Origin of the sequence: Paraburkholderia heleia NBRC 101817, assembly GCF_000739775.1 — a bacterium.
Classification (GTDB): domain Bacteria; phylum Pseudomonadota; class Gammaproteobacteria; order Burkholderiales; family Burkholderiaceae; genus Paraburkholderia; species Paraburkholderia heleia.
Map to the genome: position 1 here is coordinate 65,685 of NZ_BBJH01000012.1, position 19,410 is coordinate 85,094.

Annotated in this window: 21 protein-coding genes and 2 pseudogenes; 10 read left to right on the forward strand and 13 right to left on the reverse strand. The window is 63.3% G+C overall.

Features of this window, described 5'->3' with window-relative positions; translation table 11 throughout:
• Positions 1-40 precede the first annotated feature (40 nt).
• The 4 genes from BHE01S_RS12365 (at position 41) to BHE01S_RS12380 (ending at position 3,379) form a co-directional block, all read left to right on the forward strand.
• The gene (locus BHE01S_RS12365) at positions 41-2,314 is read left to right on the forward strand and encodes a ParB/RepB/Spo0J family partition protein (protein WP_042264257.1); all 2,274 of its coding nucleotides are present in this window, start codon (positions 41-43) and stop codon (positions 2,312-2,314) included.
• A 134-nt stretch (positions 2,315-2,448) separates the two neighbouring features.
• Positions 2,449-2,682 (forward strand): hypothetical protein, encoded by a 234-nt coding sequence (locus BHE01S_RS12370; protein WP_042264261.1) that lies wholly within the window; start codon positions 2,449-2,451, stop codon positions 2,680-2,682.
• Between the two features lie 140 nt (positions 2,683-2,822).
• On the forward strand, positions 2,823-3,020 hold the full coding sequence (locus tag BHE01S_RS12375; protein WP_042264556.1) for a DUF6900 domain-containing protein: 198 nt from the start codon (positions 2,823-2,825) through the stop codon (positions 3,018-3,020).
• A complete protein-coding gene (locus BHE01S_RS12380; protein WP_042264264.1) occupies positions 3,017-3,379 on the forward strand; it encodes a hypothetical protein in 363 nt (120 codons plus the stop codon). The genes BHE01S_RS12375 and BHE01S_RS12380 overlap by 4 nt, the downstream gene beginning before the upstream one ends.
• On the opposite strand, the gene BHE01S_RS12385 is transcribed toward BHE01S_RS12380, so the two are convergent.
• The 4 genes from BHE01S_RS12385 to BHE01S_RS12400 all read right to left on the reverse strand — a co-directional run bounded on the left by BHE01S_RS12385 (position 3,340) and on the right by BHE01S_RS12400 (position 6,625).
• Positions 3,340-4,062, reverse strand: coding sequence for a hypothetical protein (locus BHE01S_RS12385; RefSeq protein ID WP_042264265.1), 723 nt, complete (start codon positions 4,060-4,062; stop codon positions 3,340-3,342). The two genes, BHE01S_RS12380 and BHE01S_RS12385, sit on opposite strands and share 40 nt — an antisense overlap.
• Positions 4,055-4,759 (reverse strand): nucleotide-binding protein, encoded by a 705-nt coding sequence (locus BHE01S_RS12390; RefSeq protein ID WP_174479502.1) that lies wholly within the window; start codon positions 4,757-4,759, stop codon positions 4,055-4,057. The genes BHE01S_RS12385 and BHE01S_RS12390 overlap by 8 nt, the downstream gene beginning before the upstream one ends.
• A 9-nt stretch (positions 4,760-4,768) precedes the next feature.
• On the reverse strand, positions 4,769-5,218 hold the full coding sequence (locus tag BHE01S_RS12395) for a hypothetical protein (RefSeq protein ID WP_042264268.1): 450 nt from the start codon (positions 5,216-5,218) through the stop codon (positions 4,769-4,771).
• A 945-nt stretch (positions 5,219-6,163) separates the two neighbouring features.
• On the reverse strand, positions 6,164-6,625 hold the full coding sequence (locus BHE01S_RS12400) for an Lrp/AsnC family transcriptional regulator (protein WP_042264271.1): 462 nt from the start codon (positions 6,623-6,625) through the stop codon (positions 6,164-6,166).
• Between the two features lie 161 nt (positions 6,626-6,786).
• Between BHE01S_RS12400 and BHE01S_RS12405 the strand changes: the two genes are divergently transcribed.
• The 6 genes from BHE01S_RS12405 to BHE01S_RS39825 all read left to right on the forward strand — a co-directional run bounded on the left by BHE01S_RS12405 (position 6,787) and on the right by BHE01S_RS39825 (position 10,611).
• Positions 6,787-7,551: a HalD/BesD family halogenase gene (locus BHE01S_RS12405; RefSeq protein ID WP_084068784.1), complete on the forward strand. Its 765-nt coding sequence runs from the start codon at positions 6,787-6,789 to the stop codon at positions 7,549-7,551.
• Between the two features lie 38 nt (positions 7,552-7,589).
• Entirely contained in the window at positions 7,590-8,912 is a 1,323-nt protein-coding gene (locus tag BHE01S_RS12410; RefSeq protein ID WP_042264272.1) for a serine hydroxymethyltransferase, read from the forward strand.
• 38 nt (positions 8,913-8,950) lie between these two features.
• Positions 8,951-9,568 carry a LysE family translocator gene (locus BHE01S_RS12415; protein ID WP_084068786.1) on the forward strand — a complete coding sequence of 206 codons (618 nt, stop codon included), beginning with the start codon at positions 8,951-8,953 and terminating at the stop codon, positions 9,566-9,568.
• Positions 9,569-9,752: 184 nt separating this feature from the next.
• Positions 9,753-9,908 carry a hypothetical protein gene (locus BHE01S_RS37745; RefSeq protein WP_157025332.1) on the forward strand — a complete coding sequence of 52 codons (156 nt, stop codon included), beginning with the start codon at positions 9,753-9,755 and terminating at the stop codon, positions 9,906-9,908.
• A 12-nt stretch (positions 9,909-9,920) separates the two neighbouring features.
• Positions 9,921-10,406 (forward strand): group II intron maturase-specific domain-containing protein, encoded by a 486-nt coding sequence (locus BHE01S_RS36000; RefSeq protein WP_052405868.1) that lies wholly within the window; start codon positions 9,921-9,923, stop codon positions 10,404-10,406.
• 67 nt (positions 10,407-10,473) lie between these two features.
• Positions 10,474-10,611, forward strand: coding sequence for an HNH endonuclease (locus tag BHE01S_RS39825; protein ID WP_084068788.1), 138 nt, complete (start codon positions 10,474-10,476; stop codon positions 10,609-10,611).
• 6 nt (positions 10,612-10,617) lie between these two features.
• Here the strand turns inward: BHE01S_RS39825 and BHE01S_RS12425 are convergent.
• From BHE01S_RS12425 to BHE01S_RS12460, 9 genes and pseudogenes are all read right to left on the reverse strand, one after another.
• A pseudogene (locus BHE01S_RS12425) lies at positions 10,618-10,989 on the reverse strand (IS4 family transposase); the annotation flags it as partial.
• Between the two features lie 148 nt (positions 10,990-11,137).
• Entirely contained in the window at positions 11,138-11,794 is a 657-nt protein-coding gene (locus BHE01S_RS12430) for a group II intron maturase-specific domain-containing protein (RefSeq protein WP_042264276.1), read from the reverse strand.
• A gap of 162 nt (positions 11,795-11,956) precedes the next feature.
• Positions 11,957-12,140, reverse strand: a pseudogene (locus BHE01S_RS38755) (DNA adenine methylase); the annotation flags it as partial.
• Positions 12,141-12,154: 14 nt separating this feature from the next.
• Entirely contained in the window at positions 12,155-13,204 is a 1,050-nt protein-coding gene (locus BHE01S_RS12435) for a relaxase/mobilization nuclease domain-containing protein (protein WP_042264278.1), read from the reverse strand.
• A gap of 1 nt (position 13,205) precedes the next feature.
• The gene (locus BHE01S_RS12440; RefSeq protein WP_157025334.1) at positions 13,206-13,724 is read right to left on the reverse strand and encodes a plasmid stabilization protein; all 519 of its coding nucleotides are present in this window, start codon (positions 13,722-13,724) and stop codon (positions 13,206-13,208) included.
• Positions 13,725-13,736: 12 nt separating this feature from the next.
• Positions 13,737-15,308: an LPD7 domain-containing protein gene (locus tag BHE01S_RS12445; RefSeq protein WP_042264282.1), complete on the reverse strand. Its 1,572-nt coding sequence runs from the start codon at positions 15,306-15,308 to the stop codon at positions 13,737-13,739.
• A 42-nt stretch (positions 15,309-15,350) separates the two neighbouring features.
• Positions 15,351-17,243 (reverse strand): PriCT-2 domain-containing protein, encoded by a 1,893-nt coding sequence (locus BHE01S_RS12450; protein ID WP_042264284.1) that lies wholly within the window; start codon positions 17,241-17,243, stop codon positions 15,351-15,353.
• On the reverse strand, positions 17,240-19,021 hold the full coding sequence (locus tag BHE01S_RS12455) for a type IV secretory system conjugative DNA transfer family protein (RefSeq protein ID WP_042264286.1): 1,782 nt from the start codon (positions 19,019-19,021) through the stop codon (positions 17,240-17,242). The genes BHE01S_RS12450 and BHE01S_RS12455 overlap by 4 nt, the downstream gene beginning before the upstream one ends.
• Positions 19,018-19,410 (reverse strand): hypothetical protein, encoded by a 393-nt coding sequence (locus BHE01S_RS12460; protein WP_042264288.1) that lies wholly within the window; start codon positions 19,408-19,410, stop codon positions 19,018-19,020. Before BHE01S_RS12460 ends, BHE01S_RS12455 begins: the two co-directional genes overlap by 4 nt.

A 19,410-nucleotide genomic window follows, 5' to 3' on the forward strand; every position in this document is an offset into this window, starting at 1 on the left:
ACCGACCCGGAATCTTCCTTCCAATTTTCTGGAGTCAGTCATGCAATCCCAAATTGAAACCCCCGCCGTTGACACCACCGAACCAGCCACGCCGCTTGAAACCAGTTTCGGCGATGAACAGCCCGTTGTCGCCGTGCCGTATGCGAGCCTGCGACCATCGCCGCTGAACGCCCGCACCCGACCGCTCTCGGGCATTGAGGGTCTGGCCGTGAACATCCGTGCGAAAGGCCTGTTGCAGAATCTCGTCGTTCACGAAATGAAGGGCGGGCGCGGCAAGCAGCGAAAATACGGTGTCTGTGCGGGCCAGCGTCGCGAGGCCGCGCTCGACCTCCTCTACGCGCAGAAGCACATCACCGCCGACTACCCGGTGCCGGTGCGCATCGTCAGCGATGGCGAAGCCCTCGCCATTTCGCTGATCGAGAACAGCGAACGCGAAGGACTCGATCCGTTCGACGTACTGCGCGCCTACCGGATGCTAGCCGAGGAAGGGCGCAGCGTCGATTACATCGCAGCCCTTTTCTCGGCCTCGCCACTCACGGTCAAAAGGCGAATGAAACTCGCCAACGTGTCGCCAAAGCTGCTCGGCCTGCTGCGCGAGGACGCCATCACACTCGACCAGCTTGCTGCCCTCGCGCTCGCGGACAACCACGAGACGCAGGAACACATCTGGTTCGATGCGAACGAATGGCAGCGCCAGCCCGACTATCTGCGGCAGGCCATCACGCGCGCCGAAATCGACGCGAGCCGCAGCCGTCTCGTGCGCTTCGTGAGCCTCGCGGCCTATGAAGCAGCGGGCGGCTACGTAAGGCGTAACCTGTTCAGCGACGATGAAAACGCCGGTTACATCGCAGACGCCGAACTGCTGCAGAAGCTCGTCGCGCAAAAGCTCGATGCCGCCGCAGAAAAAACACGCGCCGAAGGCTGGGGCTGGATCGAGACACGTGTCGAGCGCGATTATCTGGAACTGAACCGCTACGGCAGGCTGCGTCCGGTCCAGCGCCCGTACACCGACGACGAGCAGCAGCAGATGGATGCGCTCACCACGCGGCAGGACGAGCTTGCTGAAAAGCTCGAAGCACTGTCGGAGGACGACGAGGACGCCTACGAGGAAGCCGACCGACTCAATGAGGAAATTGAGGGCGTCAATGCGGCACTCAATGCGCTCGACAGCGTCGCCCTGGTGTGGGACGAAACGCAGATTGCCGGGGCGGGCGCATTCGTCATCGTCGGGCCGCAGGGGGAACTGGTCATCGAGCGCGGCCTCGTGCGGCGCGAGGATGCCAGCGTCCTCGAAGCGGCGGGTGCAGACGTGACCAGCACGCCCGAGGCACAGGCACACGACCCGGTATCGGCCAAGGCACCGAAGGCTCGCCCCGTTCACAACGCGAAGCTCTGCCAGCGCCTCACCGCGCACCGCACTGCTGCCATCCATGCTGAACTGCTCGCGCAGCCCACCGTCGCGCTCGCTGCCCTGCTGCACTACCTGGTGCCGAAGGCGCTGCCCGAGCACTTCGGGCGCATGTCCGCGCCCGACTTCCTCGCGCTCACCGGCACCAATAATCAGGACAGCCTGTTGCGGGCCGCAGACGACCTGGGAACCAGCCCCGCGTGGAGCGCCGTCGAGGCGCAACGCGCGCGATGGATCGCAGAATTGCCCGCGAAGCGCACCCACCTGCTGCCCTGGCTTGTCCAGCAGGACCCCGGCACGACCCTGCTCGATCTGCTCGCCTTCTGCACCGGCACCCTGCTCGACGGGATCACGGGCGAAGAACGACCCCATGCGATCAACGCGCTCGCGGAGGGGCTGAACCTCGACATGACGCGGTACTGGACGCCGACCCGCACGACGTATTTCGACCATGTCAGCAAGGCGCGCATCGCCGAAGTCGTCGCCACCGCCCTGTCACCGAAGGCCGCAGCGGACCTCGAAAAGATGAAGAAGGCCGACGCGGCAGCCGCCGCCGAACTGCGCCTCGCGAAAGTCGCCTGGGTGCCGGAAGTCTTCACCGACCGGGAAATTCCCGCCGTCCCTTCGTGGGGTGGCCGAGACGACGACGATGAGGACGGCGACAGCGATAGCGGAGACATCGACCACGCGGATACCACGGATGCCGAAGGCAACGCCAAAGCACCGGAAAGCGACGATGCCGAAACCGAACCGGACACCGGCGACGACACCGGAGACAGCGCGGAACACGTCAAGGAAACCCCGGCCGATGCGGGCAGCACGACCGCCCATCCGCCGTGGCCATTCCCGACCGCTGACAGCGCAGGCACCGGCAGCACCGCGCAGTCCGGGCCGCTCGCCGCCTGACGCCGCGCATTGAGCCAGTCACCGGGCCACCACCGCCCGCCAGCAGGCAGCGCAGACGTCAGGCCGCAGCATCACGCCCCGCCGTCTGTGCCCCGCCCCAAACCGGAGAATCCGTCACGTTCACGCGTGTCCGCATGGTCGTCCTGGCGACCAACGCCGAACGTTCACCCGACCTGTTTCTCACCGCCGTCGACGCAACCGGCACGCAGTACGAGCACGGCCGTCATTACGATATAGCACTGCTGCGCGCCCGCGATGCAGGCTATGAAACTCCAATGATGGCCTTCGATCAGTACGATGCAGCCGCCCGCCTGTTGCGCCGCGCCGCCACGTTCATCGAAGGCGGCAACGCCGCCACGGGGGATTGATCCGCACAGGCAGACGGACCACCGTCTGTCTGCCTGGACCGGACGCCCGACCACCCCCGCTGCTGCCCGCACAAAAATGCTTGATGTTCGCGCGAAGCCGCGCGTGAATGATGCCGTCACAACCGAACCAGGAGGTTGCCATGAACACCCCCGGTTTGCCCCCTGCCGCGAACCGGCAGCTTGCCGAAATCGCCGCGACCCTGCTCCGCATCGAGACGCTCGACACCCGCCATTCCGACCGACTCGACTTTCACGACCTGGCGGTCTGGTGCATCCGCGCTGCGCTCGAAGCGGCGTGGCTCGCCGGTGCCGCCAGCCAGAAAGGCAATAGAACATGAACGCCTTCCCTACAACCCGGAACGCGGCCTGGGGCTTCTATGGCACGATGGGTGAGCACGCCGGGGCAGCGTGGCCCCTGGCGATCCAGGCGGTCTCCGGCGCGACGGGCACGGACGTTGAAACGGTCCGGGCTTTCCTCGACAGTTGCCACGGTCGGCACCTTGCCGGTGCCGTTCACAACGGTCTGGCGCGCCGGCTGCCCCTGCGCGATGCCATCACCGGCGCGACACAGGAATGGATGCGCTGGCGGATCGGCAGGAAAACCAGCCGTAAACACGGCATCCCGCACGACCTGCCTTGCCTGACCGGCTTCGTGATTCACTGCGGCATTCTTGCGGACGACGCCAGCGAGGCATGACCCGTCCGGGCAGACGGCAAGCCGTCTGCCCGTCCCCAATGCGCCCCTGCCCACCATCCCGCCAGTCCACCTGCGCCCGCCGCGATCACCATCACGATCAGCCCCGCCACCACCAGCCCGTAACAGGCCCGCACGAGCCGCCGCATGGCGACGCGCTCGAATGACGCGATCGCGGCATCGAGCCGCTGCCGCTGCTCACGGGCAGCCACCGCCGCAGCGCCCACGAGCCGGTTTCCCGCTGCCTGCGCGATCCGCCGCGCCGCGCACGTCGTGAGCGCGCCCAGCGCCTCACGGTTCAGCCCTGCCAGCGCCGCCCGGTAGCGCGCCTGGTGCTCGGTGGTCATCTTCTCCGCGATGGTGATCGTTTCCTTGCAGCGTTCCAGCGCCTCGCGATGCTGCACCATCAGTGCCTGCGTCGCCGCGTAGGCTTCGGCCCGCGCGGCATCGACGCCACCCTCACCCGCCTGCCGGATGCGCTCCGGCATCGCCTCATAGAGGCGCACGTAGTATTCGAGCGCCGCCAGCACCGACCACAGGGCATCGTTGTCCCGCACGTTCAGCGCTGCCGAGACGCGGCGCATGCGCAGCAGGCTCGCGTCATCCGGCGGCGCGCCGGTCACTTCCAGAAAGAGCCGCGCGAGCGGATCGGCGGGACGCTTTCGCCGTGTCTGCCGCTCACGCATCGCCCGTCACCAGAGCGAACATCGCGTCATAACACGCGCGCCAGCGCAGCAGTTCGGCGCGCTGTCCGATAGGCAGGGTTTCGACCGCCTTGCGTACCGACAGCCGCTGGCTGCGCAGATCATCGGCCACCCGGTCCGCGAGTTCGGAAAAATCCAGCGATCGGCCCTTCGCCTCGATCGCCTTGCGCAGATTCGAATCGCGGTACAGCACAAAGCGCTCCGGCGCACCGAACAGGCCGTTACGCACGACATGCATGATTGCATCCGGGAACGTTTCACTGAACTGGCGCAGCAGTTCGAGACTGTCGCGCTGCCGGTTGATGACCCAGAACACGACGAGCCGCCGCCCCAGTTCAGCGAGCGTACTGCCGAGCGTCGCGCCGTACCGCGTGACCCCGTCCTGGTTGCGCGCCGCCGTGCTCACCACCACAGCCGCATCGCGATGGGCATCGCAGTAGTTCACCACGTCGATCCAGCCGCCCGCCGTGTCCAGATCGAACGACGCACATTCGATCTCGTCATGCACGGCCCGCATCACGTCGGGGTTCGACGTGTCGTTCTCCACCAGCACGGTTTTCACGCCCCGGCGCTGCAGGTAGTCGACGAGCGCGAGCGCGACCACGCTCTTGCCGACGCCGCCCTTGCCGCCGCCAACGAGGTAGATGGGATTGACTGTCGTGTCCACTGTCGCGTTCATTGCGACTCCCTACAGGTCGTCGGTGTCGGGCCGGATCGCAAATCCGAGCGTGCCCTGCACCGGCATGGGTTGTCTGGTTACGGCCTTTCCCCCATCCCTGCGGACCGGATTCGTGCGCGGCGCCCCGTCAGCCGCACGCGCCGGGGACGCGCCCGTCTGTCCTGTTGCACGCGTGCCCGCTGATGCGCGTGCGCCGTTCGCGCCGCCGCCCTTCGCAGCCGCGCGCAGACCGTAGCGAAGCGCGCCCGCCGTGATCTCGATGCCATGCGATTTCGCCTGCTCCGCGATCTGCTCCAGCGTGTAGCCCTTCGCCTGCGCCGCACGCACGCGCGCGCGCATCTCCTTCATCGCGTCGCGCACCGTGACCCCGCGTTCGGTATCGGGTCTTTCCGGCAGCGCATCCAGCGCACGCGCGAACGCCTCCCATTGCGACTTCGTGTAGATCTTCGCGACAGGCATGGTCACCCTCCTGTGCGCACACCTTCACACCTGCCGCTCACCTCCGCATCCGGCACGGCCTTGTCACCATCCTGCGCACGGCATACGCACACGTCAACCGCCTTTTTCTGCACGGCAAACGCACATGGGAACACCCGGGATGCGATGGGAAGTCGTGGGAACAGCGCACTTTTTTACGCCTGTCGTACACGCGCGACAGTTTCACCACGACGCACTACGGTTCGCCTTCACTGCGCATCGCATACGCACGGGACCACGCTCACGCGACGCACCGGCTTCGCTCGCCGGTACGCAGCATATGAGCCCCGACAACGAAACGTCGACGCACATCGCGACGCAGCACGTTGAGCACCATTAACGCCGTTCGTGCGCATGACCTGCAACATGGCAACGCGTGCGGTGCGCTTCGCGTAGTGCGTGCCGCGCACACGTTGAACGCATGTCATGTGTGCCGGCATACTCACGTCGGTACGCACGTCGTACGCACGTGATTTCGGACCGACGAGGACGATGTTACGCACAACCTGCGCAATCATCTACGCATCGACCTACGCACCCGCTTTGCGCCGTGGTCGACACCTATGCGCACGCGATACTTCGGGGCCTGAACAGACGTTTACGCCGCGAGGGAAACCTCTGCACAGAACGTTTACGCGGGGCGACAAAAAGCGCACGGAAAACACGGTATTGCAGGATAGGCTACCGCCGGTTTTGGGCGCCATTCTCCCTGGCGCGCTCTATATGGATGTGCGAGCGAACGCGACAGCGCAAGAACCACCGAAGGTCGCTGGCCGCCCTTTGACTTTCCTGGCATGAAGTGGCGCAACGTCAGCGAGAGCAATGCGGACCGAGGTGGGCCGTGCGGGCGACTCTGCACTGAAGTCGTGCTTGAAACGCGGATCCAGGCACAAGGCGGCGCGGTTGCTTTTTTCCGTTACGAGTGCGCTATAGCGGAGGCAGGCGTCTGTCCAGGGGGGCCGTCTTCACGATGGAGGTATGCGTGTCGGCCTTTCCATGCAGACGTTTGAGAACCTCGTCGAGATGGGTAACCGAGCGTAGATAGAAATGGCAGACAAAATCGTCGTCGCCAGTGACCTTGAAGCAGGTCACGCATTCGGGAATTTCCTTGATCAGCTTTTCAACCAGTGTGAACTGCCCCGGGAGGGCCTTGACGCGCACGATCGCCTGGATGGTATAGCCCAATGGCCCGGCCTCAAAGTCGATGGTGAACCGCCGGATGACGCCGAAGTCTTCCAGGCGCTTCAGGCGTTCGCTGCAGCTCGGAGCCGAGAGCCCGACTTCGGCTGCGAGGGCTCGTATGGAAGTGCGTGAGTCGTTGTGAAGCCTGCTAATCAGGTGGCGATCGATGTCGTCGAAGAGCAGCTTGGCGGATCGAAGGATTTTCACACGACAGGCCTTACATAATGAACGGCTTTTCAATATATCACTTTACAAACGCTATGGAGCGGTCCCGGTCTCGCCAGATATCATCTCCTCGCCCAAACGATAAAGACGGGCACACGAGTTCCCCCAGGATTCGATGCTTCGCGAACGTGAAAGGATCTGCAATGGCCATCTCATTTGATGAATCGAAACTCAAGAGTCACCTTGACCATGTCGTGCAGGAACCCGGCATCCAGAAGTTGCGAAATTCGTTTTCAAGAAATGGGTTCCTGAAAATCAGGGAAGTCGTTACCGACGAGCTTCGCGATGCCGTGAGACGGGAGGTATTCCGTCTGATCAGCGCACAACTGGAGCGGCGAGACCTGTATCTGGCAACAACGGACAACAGTCCACGCCACATGAGCGTGGTCAGGAGCGAGTTCGTTGCACAGGAGAGCCAGCTGATCGTGGAGCTATCCAGGTCGACCGTGCTCCTGGACGCACTCTCTCGCATAGCCGATGTGAAAATCGTGCCTTCTGTGTCAAAGGACGAGGAATACCTGATCACGAAACAGGAGCGAAAGGGAGACACGCATGGATGGCATTGGGGCGACTACAGTTTCGCCCTGATCTGGATTATCGAAACGCCGATAATGGCGAAGGGGGGCATGCTCCAATGCGTCCCACATACATACTGGGATAAGGCGAACGCCCGGATCAACGAAATCCTGTGCGAGAACCCCATTTCAACGTATGGATTCGAGTCAGGGGACGTCTACCTGCTGAGGACGGACACGACCCTGCACCGTACAGTTCCACTCACCGAAGATGCGACCCGCATCATCCTGAACATGACGTGGTCCGATGAGCATACCGCCGGTCGAGGACTGGCCGGCAATGACCGGTGGTGGGAAAACGCCGACGTCGAAGCTGCACGCCAAACGGCTTGACCCGTTACGTTACCTGGTGAGAGAGCCGGAGATCCGACGTGCACGATACATCATGCCTGGCCGAGGCGGCCAGTCTGCTTGAGGTTGCGGACTCGTATGCCAACGCCGCCGAGCTGGTCAGGGCGGCAGTGAACCGGAACGCGCAATGGCGATGGCAGCAATGCCTGAATCTTGTAGCGGCAGAGTCGCCGACGAGTCTTGCAGCAAGGGCCCTTTTGTCCAGCGAGGTCGGAATCCGCGCATCCGGTGGACATATCGGCCGAGACAACCGGTTTTTCGCCGGTATGCAGTTCATCGACGAACTGGAGTCCCTGTGCGTCGAACTTCTCAAGAGGTCGTTTCGCGTGCGCTACGCCGACCACAGGCTGATGGGCGGCATGGCGGCCACGCTTGTCGCCTATGCCTCATTGACTCAGCCCGGAGATACGGTGATGACCGCGCCGCTCCGGATGGGCGGAGACACCAGTAATCGGAGCAACGGTCCACCGGGCGTGCGCGGGACAAGAGTGATCGACATTCCTTATTCGGCGAAGGACGGGAGCATCGACCTCGACCAGTTCGCTACGATCGCGCGCAAGGAACGGCCCGCGGTAACCGGGCTCGGGATGACACTCACGCTGTTTCCGCTGCCGATCCGGGAAATCAAGGCCATCGTATCTGAATGGGGCGGACTCGTGTATTTCGACGGAGCGCACCAACTCGGCCTGATCTCGGCCGGGCTGTTCCAGGATCCACTCGGCGAGGGTGCGGATGTCATGACGGGGTCGTCGGGCAAGACGTTTAGTGGGCCGCAGGGTGGCATTATCTGCTGGAACACCGACCGCCTCGCTGACACGATTGCTGAAACGATTTTCCCCGTTCTTACGGGTAGCCACCAGATCAATCGCGTAGCTGCACTTGCTGTAGCGGCATCGGAGATGCTCGAGTACGGGCCGGTCTACATGCGTCAGGTCGTCGCGAATGCGCAGGCGCTGGCTGGATTTCTTCACAACAGGGGTATCAACGTTCTCTATGCAGAGCGCGGCTATACGCAGACGCACCAGATCGTTGTCGATTCCAGACCCGCCGGAAGCGGCCGCGAGGTCGTACGCCGACTTGAGGCCGCGAACATCATCTGTAACGAAATGCCCTTGCCGTGGGACTCCATTGAGACGGGAGAGGTTGAGACCGGAATCAGGCTGGGCACGGTGGAAGTCACCCGTCGTGGAATGGGCGTAGCCGATATGGACTGGATAGCCGAACAGATTGCAAAAGTGCTGCAGGACGGCGAGGCAACAGTGATCGCGCCGGAGATCACAGATTTCGTGGGTCGGTTTGACACGATCTACTACTGCCACGAGCACGGGCTACCGCCCTGTTGATGTGTCATGCACAGATTATCTGGATATGTCGAGGTGATATGTTGTTGATGGCCGCCACGGACCTGAAGCCGGTCCTTTCCTTTTCACTGGCTTCCATCGCTCTGCTTGCAAGCCCAGGCCCTGCTACGGTCGCGCTCGCCGCGAGTGGAGCGTCGTTTGGGCTCCGACGTTCTTTGAACTTCTATTTCGGAATCGTGGTGGGTCTGATCCCCGCCATCGCACTCGTCGCAGGTGGGGTGTTTGTGGCACTCCGTGCGGTTCCTGTCGTCTCGTCAGTTCTATTTGCTGTGTCGATAGCATACATACTGTACCTCGCGGTAAAGATCGCCTCGGCACCACCGTTGTCAGATCCCGAGCAGGAAGTTGCGTCGCCCGGTTTTCCATCAGGCTTCATTCTTGGCATTACAAATGTCAAGGCATACGCCGTGTTTGCGGCGCTTTTCGGTGGATTTGCTCTAGGTATTTCAGACCAGTGGGACGCGTTAATCAAAGCCGCAATCTGCATGGTCGTGATTGTGGTCTTCGATTTTCTCTGGCTTGCGACCGGAAGTAACCTGCGTCATTTTTTTACGAATCCTGTATTGAGCCGGATCGTAAACATTGGCCTCGCTGCATTGATGCTCGTGATGGTGGTGTGGTCAGTGTGGAGGTCGTGAACGGGCTATCCGCATGACGTGTGAGTCGTGCCTGTCCGGACCACTTGAGGTAATTGTGAAGTTGAACGCCGGAAATACCGTCAGGCTCTACTACGGAGGGCCGCTCTGGGAAGTGCTTCGGAGCGTCCCTGGTGGTATAGGTTCCGCGTGTGCTCTTTGCGTACGCAAGCGGGGACGTCGTGAGATGGCAATCTACCGCGTGTGTGATCTCGTGCCCATCAACGGGCCGCTTGTCGAAGAATTCCTCGCGGAACGCGGCCTGTCGCTTTCGCGGGAAAAAGCACGGATCACGCATATCAATGACGGTTTCGATTTTCGGAATGAATATCCACGAGTATGACGAGGTGAGCTTTTGATCAAGCCGTCGAAGAAAAACATAAAAGCGTTCTTGCACAAGTTCCGGGAAATCGTGAAAAGCAACAAAACGCTGCGCCAAGACAAGCTGATCCGCTGGCTCAATCCGATCGTTTACGGGCAAGCGAACTATCATCGGCACGTCGTCGCCAAGCACATCTTCCGCAAAGTCAATCATAAGATACGGCAGACCTTGTGGCGCTGGGCTGTTCGTCGACATCCCAAGAAGAATGCAGGCTGGATCCGCAAGAAATATTTCCGGACACAGGGTCACCGGCATTGGGTCTTCGGGGTGAAAGCGGGCAAAGTCCTCAGCACAGGAAAACCTGAACTCCTGACGCTCTATGAAATTTCTCTCGTCACAATCCGGCGTCACGTCCAATCGATGCTACGGTCAATCCATTCGATCCCCATTGGGAACAGTATCTTGAGGTACGGCTTTGCTACGCGATGCTGGACTCACTTAAAGGTCGAAGTCAATTGATTCGGCTTTGGCTGGATCAGGGCCGGACGTGCCCGGTGTGTCGCCAGTTGATTACCAAGTCTAGTGGGTGTGGCTGGACCACATCCACAGGACAATCGACGGCGGCGCCGATATCATCGGCAATCTGGCGATGCTCCATCCGGATTGCCACCACACGACACGCGATACCCGTCTCTCAGTTGTGAAACCGGCTCTCCAACGGTAATGCCGTTCAGTTAATGTCCTTGTTGAGGTATCGAACGGTGTAACGTTTGGGGCGGGATTTGACGACCCGGTCGCATGCACGGCCGGGTCGTTTTTCATTGGGAAGAGACTTGAGCCGGTCCCGCAGACGCTGAAGGCATGCGGGCAATTTTGCGTAGGCCGGCGTGAGGGCAGCCCACATCATTTCGTGCTGGATGGTATGCAGCGCTCGCACGAAACTGATATCGGTCGGCGCGAGTTTCGCTTCCCATGCGGCGCTGGCGATCTCACGGCGGATCAGGTTGTAGGCGATCAACGCGCCCCAGATCTCCTGATACCCCCCTTCGACGGTGCGACTGCGCAAGGTCAACTCCGAACCCAGCTCCCCGTAACTGGTTTGGCGGGTAAGGAACTGGCGCGGTACGTGACGAACCTGGCCCGTTTCCAGCCCCTCCCCATAAGAACTGATCGTGAGGTTTTCCCTCAAGCAGCTCACCCAGTGGGATTCATCGCAAGGGTTATGGGTCCTGTCAGTGCGACAGCCACTTTTACGCGAACTCCCCCACGCCCGAGAGCGGACGCGTTTTCCAGTCCCAGTACAGGCCTAGGACGCCATAGAGGTACTCGTTACTCCATCGCCGCCACCCGACGCTCGACTTCTTGCGTCGCTTACGCCGCGTCAGAAGAGTTCGAACCTTCATCTCCAGATGATCGCGCACCTCACCGAAGGCGCGACTGGCATTGCCGACCCAAAAGTAGTTGACCCAACCTGCCACCGCAGCGTTGAGTTTCGCGACCAGCTTCACAGCCGGAGTCGAGCCTCCGTGCCGGATGATGTCGCGAATCTTCGCCTTGGTGGATTGGCGGGCCTTTTTCTTGGGGGTCGTCAGGATGAAATAGCCGGTCCCCTTACGTTTGCGAACGCGACGCAGGTCGAACCCCAGGAACCCAAAGGCGTCGCCGTGCGGCGTGTCCACCACCGTGGTTTTCTCCGTGTTCAACTCGACGCCAAGTGGCCCGAGTTGTTCCCGCAGACGCAGCAGGGCGCGTTCCGCCCAGCCTCGTTTCGTGTGGTGACCGCTGACGGTGATGACAATGTCGTCGGCAAACCGGTGATAGTTCACTGCCTCGTAAGGTCCCTGTGCCGTCTTGCGGCGGATCGCGTCGAACATCCAGTCGATCTCGTTCAAATAACTGAACGGCATTAGCTCCCCAACGGGGGCCTTAAAGGCTTGAGCCGTATGCCGGGAAACTGGCACGTACGGTTCTTAATGGGCAGCGGCACAGTAATGTGTCGCTGTTACCCGACAAAAACGTGTGGGGCCGGTCGTAGCGCGTCATGCATGCCTGCCAGTCCAGTTTTTCGGGCGATACGGATTCACCAGCTCATCGCTCGCGTCATTCAGCACCTCCACCTCGGCAGGCGGCCGCATGAAGAACAGTGCCGCCGCGCCCGCAAACACCTCAACATAACAGGTATGGCGAGGAAAGCGTGGAATCGTCCACAAGCCGCCGTTTGCCACCTATCCACGGAATGACCGGCATTGCTATGGCATCTCCTCGGCTCAGCGTTCCACCCCGGTATACGGATCGTCCGGAAACAGCTCCCGCGGCCCCTCACGACGATCCGAGTAACGCACTCCATGCGCGTGAGCCGGTTTGCGATGCTGTTGCTGTTCGTGTCGCGCGTTATGCTCCATCGATGAGCTGCCGTGCTGCACCGGCATCGTCTGCACGAAATCTGAAACCGCCACCGCCAGGCTGCGATCATCCTCGCTCGCTGAGCCAGCCATTGCATGTGCTACGCCCCGCCACGCTTCAAGCACACCGGCGTGCGCGCTCCACAAGGCAACGCGCGCAGCGTAGTCAAGTTCCGGCCACCAGTAATGCGGTGCTTCACCACGCGCAACCATATGCGCGACGGCCTGTTTCGGATAGCGGCGCGTCTCACCGCGTGCCAGTCGTGCAGTCGCATTGGCCTCGACTCCATGCTCACGCAACTGGTGTGCAAACCGTTCGCGCCAGCGAAGCAGATCCCGCTTACGTGGATTGAGACGCTTGCCGTCCGGCCCACGTACCTGCACACTCAGATGCACGTGAGGATGTGCTTCGTCATCGTGCTCGGCGAAGACATACCGTCTGCCGTCGCCGAATTCTTCCGCCGCAAAGGCGCGGGCCGCGTCGCGCACTGCCTGACGGTCTGTGCCGGCCGGCATCGAGAGCAGCACGTTGAACACCTCCCGCCTGCGACTTTCTTCCGGAATACCCCAGCCACCGAGGCGCCACGCGTCCGTGAGATCGTGCAGTGCTTCACGGCCGAGTACGGTCATCCCGTCCTGGTCCTCCAGTTCCACCTTGCCGTTGCGCGAGATGTAGCGCAGATGACGACGCAGTGCGCCCATGCCGTGCGCACCCGACGCCCTGTTCGTGATCTTGACCATCACCTCCGGCGTACGCCTGAGCGTGCGGGCAAGTTGCTCGCGCATGCGGCGCACATCCCGCCCGGGTTCGCCGCGCGACATGCGTGGTGCGCGCACGTGCCGTAGCGGATCGTGAAAAAGCCGGTCGCCCCAGTTCAGCAGCATCTGGTCGACCCAGGTCTTCGGGAACGACATGCTATCGGCTCCAGCGATCGAGATTGGCGCGCAGTACCTGCGTGACTGCGCGCAGGTGCGCATCAATTACGGCACGGGTTCCCCCGAGCACGCTCGCCGCGTCATGCGCATCACCGTGCGCGTGCAACCGTCCCAGCAGCATCACGATGGTAGCCAGTCGCTGGTTCGAGTCCGCAAGCAGCCGCATCTCGCGCTCACCCAGCTGCGGCTCATGCACGAGCTGCGCGCGGATCACGGCAACCACCCAGCGATTGACATTCAGCCCACCCGCCAACGCACGCTGTCTGGCCCCTTCGAGCTCCTCCAGCGTAAGGCGGATTTCGATGCGTTCACGATGCCCGTTGACCACGAGATCGTGTCGCTCATACCCAGCCATCCCGTCTGGCGGCTTATCGCTCAGCGCGTCGTGGACCAGCTGCCGAACGCCATCGGCCGCCGAGACGCCATGAAGGCCGCACCACGCCTCCCAGCGTGGCTTCACCGGTCCGAGATCCACACACAGTCGCATACGCGGTGTCACGTGCGTGCACTCCTACAGGGACGGCGGCGTGGGCTCTTCCCGACCTCGCTCGACCTCGCGGGCCGGAACGCGCTCCGCGGCCGTGCGGGTGCGGCGGTTACGGGCAGAAGGCGCCTGCGGATCGAACACGCGCGGAGGCGGCACGATGACGCCCTCGGCCGCGAAGGCGTCCAGCAGCCGTTGTGCATGCTGCTGCACCCGCACGATGGATCGCTCGCTGAAGCCATGCTGCCGCATCGCGGCAGTCAGCACCGCCATCTGCACAGCGCGCGCCTCCGGGGAAGCGCGGGGAGGCCCGCGCCTGGGTGCGGCGCGCGGCGGTTCCGGTGCTGCAGGCTGAGCAGCCTCGCCCCGCCTGGGTTCACCCTTTTTCCCGACCGCCCCGGCGCGAGAATGTGTACGCTCCTGCTTCACCACATCGACCTGCCAGGTATGGCGGTAGACGCCCTTCTCTTCTTCGCCAATCACGTTTCCCGTCTCATCCACAACCGGCACCATCACACTCACAAGACACCGGCCAAGATTCTCGAGCGTGACCTGCTGTCCGGCGAGCGCGCCAGACTCCGCAACGGCCCTTTCGAGATCCACTCCCCACACAACGTTATCCGCACCAGCCGCATCGCGGTAGACGACGTAATAGGAGTCACTACGCGCGGGATTATGCTGATAGGGCGCGCTACCGTGCTCGACCAGTTCGCCGGCATAGCGTTGCCGCTCCATGCTCCCAGATTCAGCAACGCGCGGCGCCGGTTCGGAGGCGGGAGCAGATCGGGGCGGCTGCGTGGACGACAGAGGCGCCATCGTCCCCATCCCGGCCTGCCGGGGAACCCCGGGATTCGCTGGCTGCGCCGCCGGAGGTTCCGCAGGGCGAGGCGCCGCCGCAGATGCCTTCGTAACGTTTACCGGATCCCGCGCTGCCGCAGTCGTTCCCATCGCATCGATGCGGTTCGTCAGCCGGCCGCGAAGGCCTTCAGCCAGGCGCGCGAGGTCTGCGGCCTTCGGCTCGTACCCGGTCACCTCGATGCCCAGCAGCATTGCCTGGACCCACACCTCCCGCCGGAACTGCTCATGGCCCGAGACCCGCACACAGCTCCACGACTTGGCGCGAACCATATCGATCATCGACTCGACGATGTCGGGGCGATTATGTTCCGTCACCAGGTAGGGGCCAATATCCTCAAACGCGAGCTGATGCGGTGCGTCCTTCAGGAAATACTGGTTGCCCGCCTGCAGGTACCGCTTGCGCACGGTCTCCGGCGGATTGCCCAGCGGCAGCCACCGCATGGCGGCTGCCTCGCCCCTGCCACTGGACGTCGCCTGATGCGATGCGGGGTGCTGTGCCGCCGCCTGCTGCGGCGCGCCCCTCTGGATGGCGTGATCGCGCAGCCGCGCCCGCATTGCGTCGAACTCGCGGTGCCGGCGGGCGGCCAGTGCGTCGACCGCCGTCTGGTCGAAGCGTTCCGCGCCAGCGGCGCCACCCTGCGGATCCGGCAGAGGTGGCGAAGCCGGCTCGATTACGTTGATCACCGGATCGTCGGCAGGCGTGCCGGCGGAGGTAGTAGGGGTTGCGCTTTCATCCATCATGGGCCTCCCTGTGGTCGCTGGCTGACGCAGCGTCGCATGCGATCAGCGTTGCGGCGCTTCGCCCTGCTCGAGGCCGGCGCGCTCCTTCGACTGCGCGAGGGCAGCCGCCCGGGCTTCCCTCACCCGCGTCCATGACGCGCCCTGCAACTGGTCGAGTGTCGCGTCGAGCTCGCTGCCGAAACCCACCTCGCGTGCCGACTTCTTGAGCGACGCAACCGTGCGCTCAAGCAGATCTCGCGCACGGTCCCACGGATATATCTTTCCGTGACTGCCGTCATAGCCGACCTGGACCTCAGCGCCATTGAGCCGCTGGTTCGCGTCCATCCATCGCAGCCGGTCCGAGACGAACTCCATGTTCGCCTTCGCATGGAACACCACGCTGCGCGTCGACACCTCCTGGATCAGGTAGTGCTCCGTGTTGAATACCTCGCCACGATACGGACCGCCATTCTCGCGGGGTGTCGCCATGCGGATCTGCGCGCCGAAACGGTGCTGGGCCAGCGCCTTGATCTCGCCCGGTACCTCGTCGAGCCCGTACAACGGTTCGCCCACCTGACGGCGCGCCGGCGTGTCCGCACCGCGCCCCGGCGGTGGCTCGGGCTTCGGCGCGTCAGCCCCGGCCCGATCCGGTTCCGGCTGCTGAGCCTGTGCCCGCCCGGCTGCCGGTACTGCCGCCGCACCTTCCTGCGGCACTGGCTCCGGCGCATCCGGATTCGTGGCAGGCCGACGCGAGGTGCGGCGCCGGACTGGTGCGTCTGCGTCACCTACAAGCTTTTCTTTCACGTTACCCATTTCACCCTCCTTCAATGCATCGACCGATCCGTCTGCAGCCACTGTCTTTCCGTCGACTTCTGCAACCACGGCATTCCGCCTCGTCGCCTCGTAGACCGACTCCCGTAAAGTCTCACCAACGGCTCGAGATCCCGACAGCACCGTCATGTCGTCAAAGTCGGTCGGGATTCCACCGTCAATGCGGTCCTCCGCTGCAAAGCGTGGTTCCGCGAGCAGGGACGACGTAGCGAGCGCGGCCTGCCTCGCATGCTCGTATCCAGCACCCAGATCAGCGAGCACCGCGATCTCCGCCTCCGGGTAACGGCCGCGCCACATCGCGGCCACCGGCCGAAGATTGCCGCTCGACAGCGCCGCGACGCTGAACCAGCCGGTCGCCTGCCATGCTGCGAGTGCCGTCGCCACCCCTTCGGCAATCAGGATGGGTGTGAGCGCACTCTCGCGGAACTGGTCGGGTTGAACCACCCAGTAGCCGCCCGATTTCGCTCCGCCCGCCAGCGCGGACTTGCGCCCACCGGCATCGATCAGTTCCAGTGTCGAAAGGCTTTCCCCGATACGGACAGGCACGACCAGCACACGTCCGGTGAGCAGTTCCCCGGCGCTGCGCGGCGCATAGCCCAGCAACGCATGCAGCTCCCCGGCTTCCAGTTCGCGCACCGTGGAAACCGCCCTGACCTGCTTGCGTTCGAGATACGGATGTCCGGGTCCCACGGGTCGTGCCCACTTCCAGATTGCGAGCGCCTCCCGCGCAACCGCCGCCTGTCGCGCACGCATACGAGCTTCACCCCGGGCCTCAAGCTGCGCCTGGTCCACAGGCGGATGCGGAGGCGACACGCGCGGCCTGTCCGCAGGATCCATCGCGGCACGCGACGCCCTGACATCGAAACCGTGCTGCTGCGCGAGCCAGAAAAGCGTCGCGAGTGTCTTGCCGCCCGACTCGCCGGCCGAGCGCCACGTCACCCGCGCCGCGCGCTCACTGTAGTTGTGGGCGGTGCGGCTCCACTCGTCCCAGATGTCGAAGCCCGCCTCGCCGAATCCCTGCTTGAGCGCGAACGCCATGTCCACCCAGGTGGTGTAGTCCTCGGCAGGAATCGTGGCCAGCGCTGCACGCGCACGCTCCTCTTCGCTTAGATACCGCGTATTCATCGGCGCTCTCCGTGAAGCGGCACGACGTTCGAATCGTCACCGTCGCGGGATGCAGTTCGTCCGCGCTGGGTACCAGGCGCGCCGGCGGTGCACGCAGACCCGCGCTTTCGAACGCCATCGACGGGACGCAGTTCCGCGACATCGAGATCGGACGGCGACAGTCGCCGCGCCGCCACGGCAACACGCGCAGCCGGCACCCCGAGCAGCATGAAATGCCGCTCGACATAGGCGGCCGCGTCGTCGTCGCTCACATCGTTGAGATGGTGTGGCAGATCGCGTGGATCCCAGGCCTGGAGCACTTCCAGATACTCCCGGGGAAGGCGCATCACGCCGGCTTCATCCACGTCGTCAGGCTGAACATCCCTCACGCGGCGTTCAACCTGAGCCATGAAACGCACGAGATCCATGGCGGGAACGGCCGGCGCTGCCCCCAGACGAGAGGTAAAGACAGGATCCCGCCAGTAGCAGATGCGCTCGGCCAGGATCGGCTTCGTGTTTTCGAGGAGGATGATTTCCTTGTCGCGCCCGAGTTCCTTCAGTTCCTGCGGCAGCAGCAGCGGCCGGCGCTGTTCGGAGAAGCTCTCGCTCGAGCCGCCCCGGCCGCCGAAGATCGCGTTGGAGCGGCTCACACTGCGCGAGCGGTCCGTGAAGGTACCGAGCATCTCCGAATATTCGTTCGCATCCTTCTGCTCACGCGGCGCATAGATGATCTGCATCGCGTGATTAGTGACGAAGGTCCTGGCATCCGCCCGCCCATAGACGGACTCAAGCTGCGACACCGACTGCATGATCGAGAGCAGCCGCAGGTTGTATCCCGCCATGTAGGCCACCGCGCGGGCAATGATGTGGATCTTGCCGACCGACGTAAATTCGTCCATCAGCAGCAGGCACTGCACCTTCAGCTCGGGATTGTCCTGAGGCAACTGCCGCGTGTTCAGGTTGACGAGCTGCGAGAATACGAGATTGACGAGCAGCGCGGCCTCGGTGAGATGGTCCGGTGTGATGCCGACATAGACCGACATGCGGCGCCTGCGCACGTCGCGCAGGTCGAAGTCATTCGCGCTCGTCGCAGCATCGACGATCGGATTGGCCCAGATCGTGAGCGGCGCGTTGAACGTCGCGAGAATGCTCGCGAGGACCTTGTCATCGTTCGCAAGAAAGCGGTTCAGCGCGTCGACACACGTCCCGCTGATCAGCCGCCGGTTCTGCACGATCGCCTGCTGCAGGCATCCCTTGACGGGCATGCCGTTGCCCGAGGACTGCCGAAGCACTTCGCCCATCGTTACCGGATAGTCTGGCACATCGGGGTTGCCGGCCCGGCGCGCATCGTGCCATTCGCACAGTAGCAGTACGATGCCGAGAAAGAGGTTGCGCGCCTGGTCCTTCCAGAAATCGTCGTGACCGCCAACCGGATACAGCGCATATCCGATGGAGAGAATATCGCCGACGCGGAATACGCCCTCCGAGATCGCCGACAACGGGTTATACCGGTGTGTGCAGCCGTCCTCGGCGAACGGATTGAACAGGTAGACATCGTGGCCATGCGCTCGCCGGAAGCCCGCCGTGACGTTGAAGTTCTCCTGCTTGATGTCGAGCACCACGACCGAGTCCGGGTAGCTCAGCAGGTTGGGGACCACGATACCCACGCCCTTGCCCGAACGTGCCGGCGCCGCCAGCAGTACGAACTGCTGTCCCGTGAACCGCAGGTAGCGGCCGCGCCACACACCCACGACCAGTGGCGGGCCGACGTTCGCATCCGGAATCGCTACCGTGCTCATAGCAGCCCTGCCCGGCGGATGTCCGCCTCGTTGGCGAACCGCGCACTGCCGTAGAGACGCCGACGACCGGAGCGATCCAGAAGCGTGTACACACCAAGCGCTGGCGCACCGAACGCGAGCGCGAGGCCGAACAGCGCAGCACCGGCGAGCCGCCTCCCTTCTCTTGGCAAACGCCCATCGTACCAGGCCAGTGCCGCGTCCGCCCAGGCATGAAAGCCGGCATGGAGCGGATTGACATGGTGGCTCGCGGCGAAAAAAAACGATGCCAGCCACAGGGCGAGGACCAAACCGCCGGCCGCAGCGACCACAATCGCGAGTGTCTCCAGCGCGCGCACGGCGTGATACACGCTGGTTGACTGCGCCGATGCGGTTGGCTTTCCGATGTCCAT

What these genes read in the sequence shown, in the direction of transcription:
- BHE01S_RS12375 (WP_042264556.1), top strand. Translation starts at nt 2,823, where the DNA reads ATGAACACCCCCGGTTTGCCCCCTGCCGCGAACCGGCAGCTTGCCGAA.
- BHE01S_RS12370 (WP_042264261.1), top strand. Translation starts at nt 2,449, where the DNA reads ATGGTCGTCCTGGCGACCAACGCCGAACGTTCACCCGACCTGTTTCTC.
- BHE01S_RS12445 (WP_042264282.1), bottom strand. Translation starts at nt 15,308, where the DNA reads ATGATGGATGAAAGCGCAACCCCTACTACCTCCGCCGGCACGCCTGCC.
- BHE01S_RS12380 (WP_042264264.1), top strand. Translation starts at nt 3,017, where the DNA reads ATGAACGCCTTCCCTACAACCCGGAACGCGGCCTGGGGCTTCTATGGC.
- BHE01S_RS37745 (WP_157025332.1), top strand. Translation starts at nt 9,753, where the DNA reads ATGGCAATCTACCGCGTGTGTGATCTCGTGCCCATCAACGGGCCGCTT.
- BHE01S_RS12460 (WP_042264288.1), bottom strand. Translation starts at nt 19,410, where the DNA reads ATGGACATCGGAAAGCCAACCGCATCGGCGCAGTCAACCAGCGTGTAT.
- BHE01S_RS12435 (WP_042264278.1), bottom strand. Translation starts at nt 13,204, where the DNA reads ATGTCGTTCCCGAAGACCTGGGTCGACCAGATGCTGCTGAACTGGGGC.
- BHE01S_RS12450 (WP_042264284.1), bottom strand. Translation starts at nt 17,243, where the DNA reads ATGAATACGCGGTATCTAAGCGAAGAGGAGCGTGCGCGTGCAGCGCTG.
- BHE01S_RS12395 (WP_042264268.1), bottom strand. Translation starts at nt 5,218, where the DNA reads ATGCCTGTCGCGAAGATCTACACGAAGTCGCAATGGGAGGCGTTCGCG.
- BHE01S_RS12415 (WP_084068786.1), top strand. Translation starts at nt 8,951, where the DNA reads ATGTTGTTGATGGCCGCCACGGACCTGAAGCCGGTCCTTTCCTTTTCA.
- BHE01S_RS12405 (WP_084068784.1), top strand. Translation starts at nt 6,787, where the DNA reads ATGGCCATCTCATTTGATGAATCGAAACTCAAGAGTCACCTTGACCAT.
- BHE01S_RS12385 (WP_042264265.1), bottom strand. Translation starts at nt 4,062, where the DNA reads ATGCGTGAGCGGCAGACACGGCGAAAGCGTCCCGCCGATCCGCTCGCG.
- BHE01S_RS12430 (WP_042264276.1), bottom strand. Translation starts at nt 11,794, where the DNA reads ATGCCGTTCAGTTATTTGAACGAGATCGACTGGATGTTCGACGCGATC.
- BHE01S_RS12365 (WP_042264257.1), top strand. Translation starts at nt 41, where the DNA reads ATGCAATCCCAAATTGAAACCCCCGCCGTTGACACCACCGAACCAGCC.
- BHE01S_RS12390 (WP_174479502.1), bottom strand. Translation starts at nt 4,759, where the DNA reads ATGAACGCGACAGTGGACACGACAGTCAATCCCATCTACCTCGTTGGC.
- BHE01S_RS12455 (WP_042264286.1), bottom strand. Translation starts at nt 19,021, where the DNA reads ATGAGCACGGTAGCGATTCCGGATGCGAACGTCGGCCCGCCACTGGTC.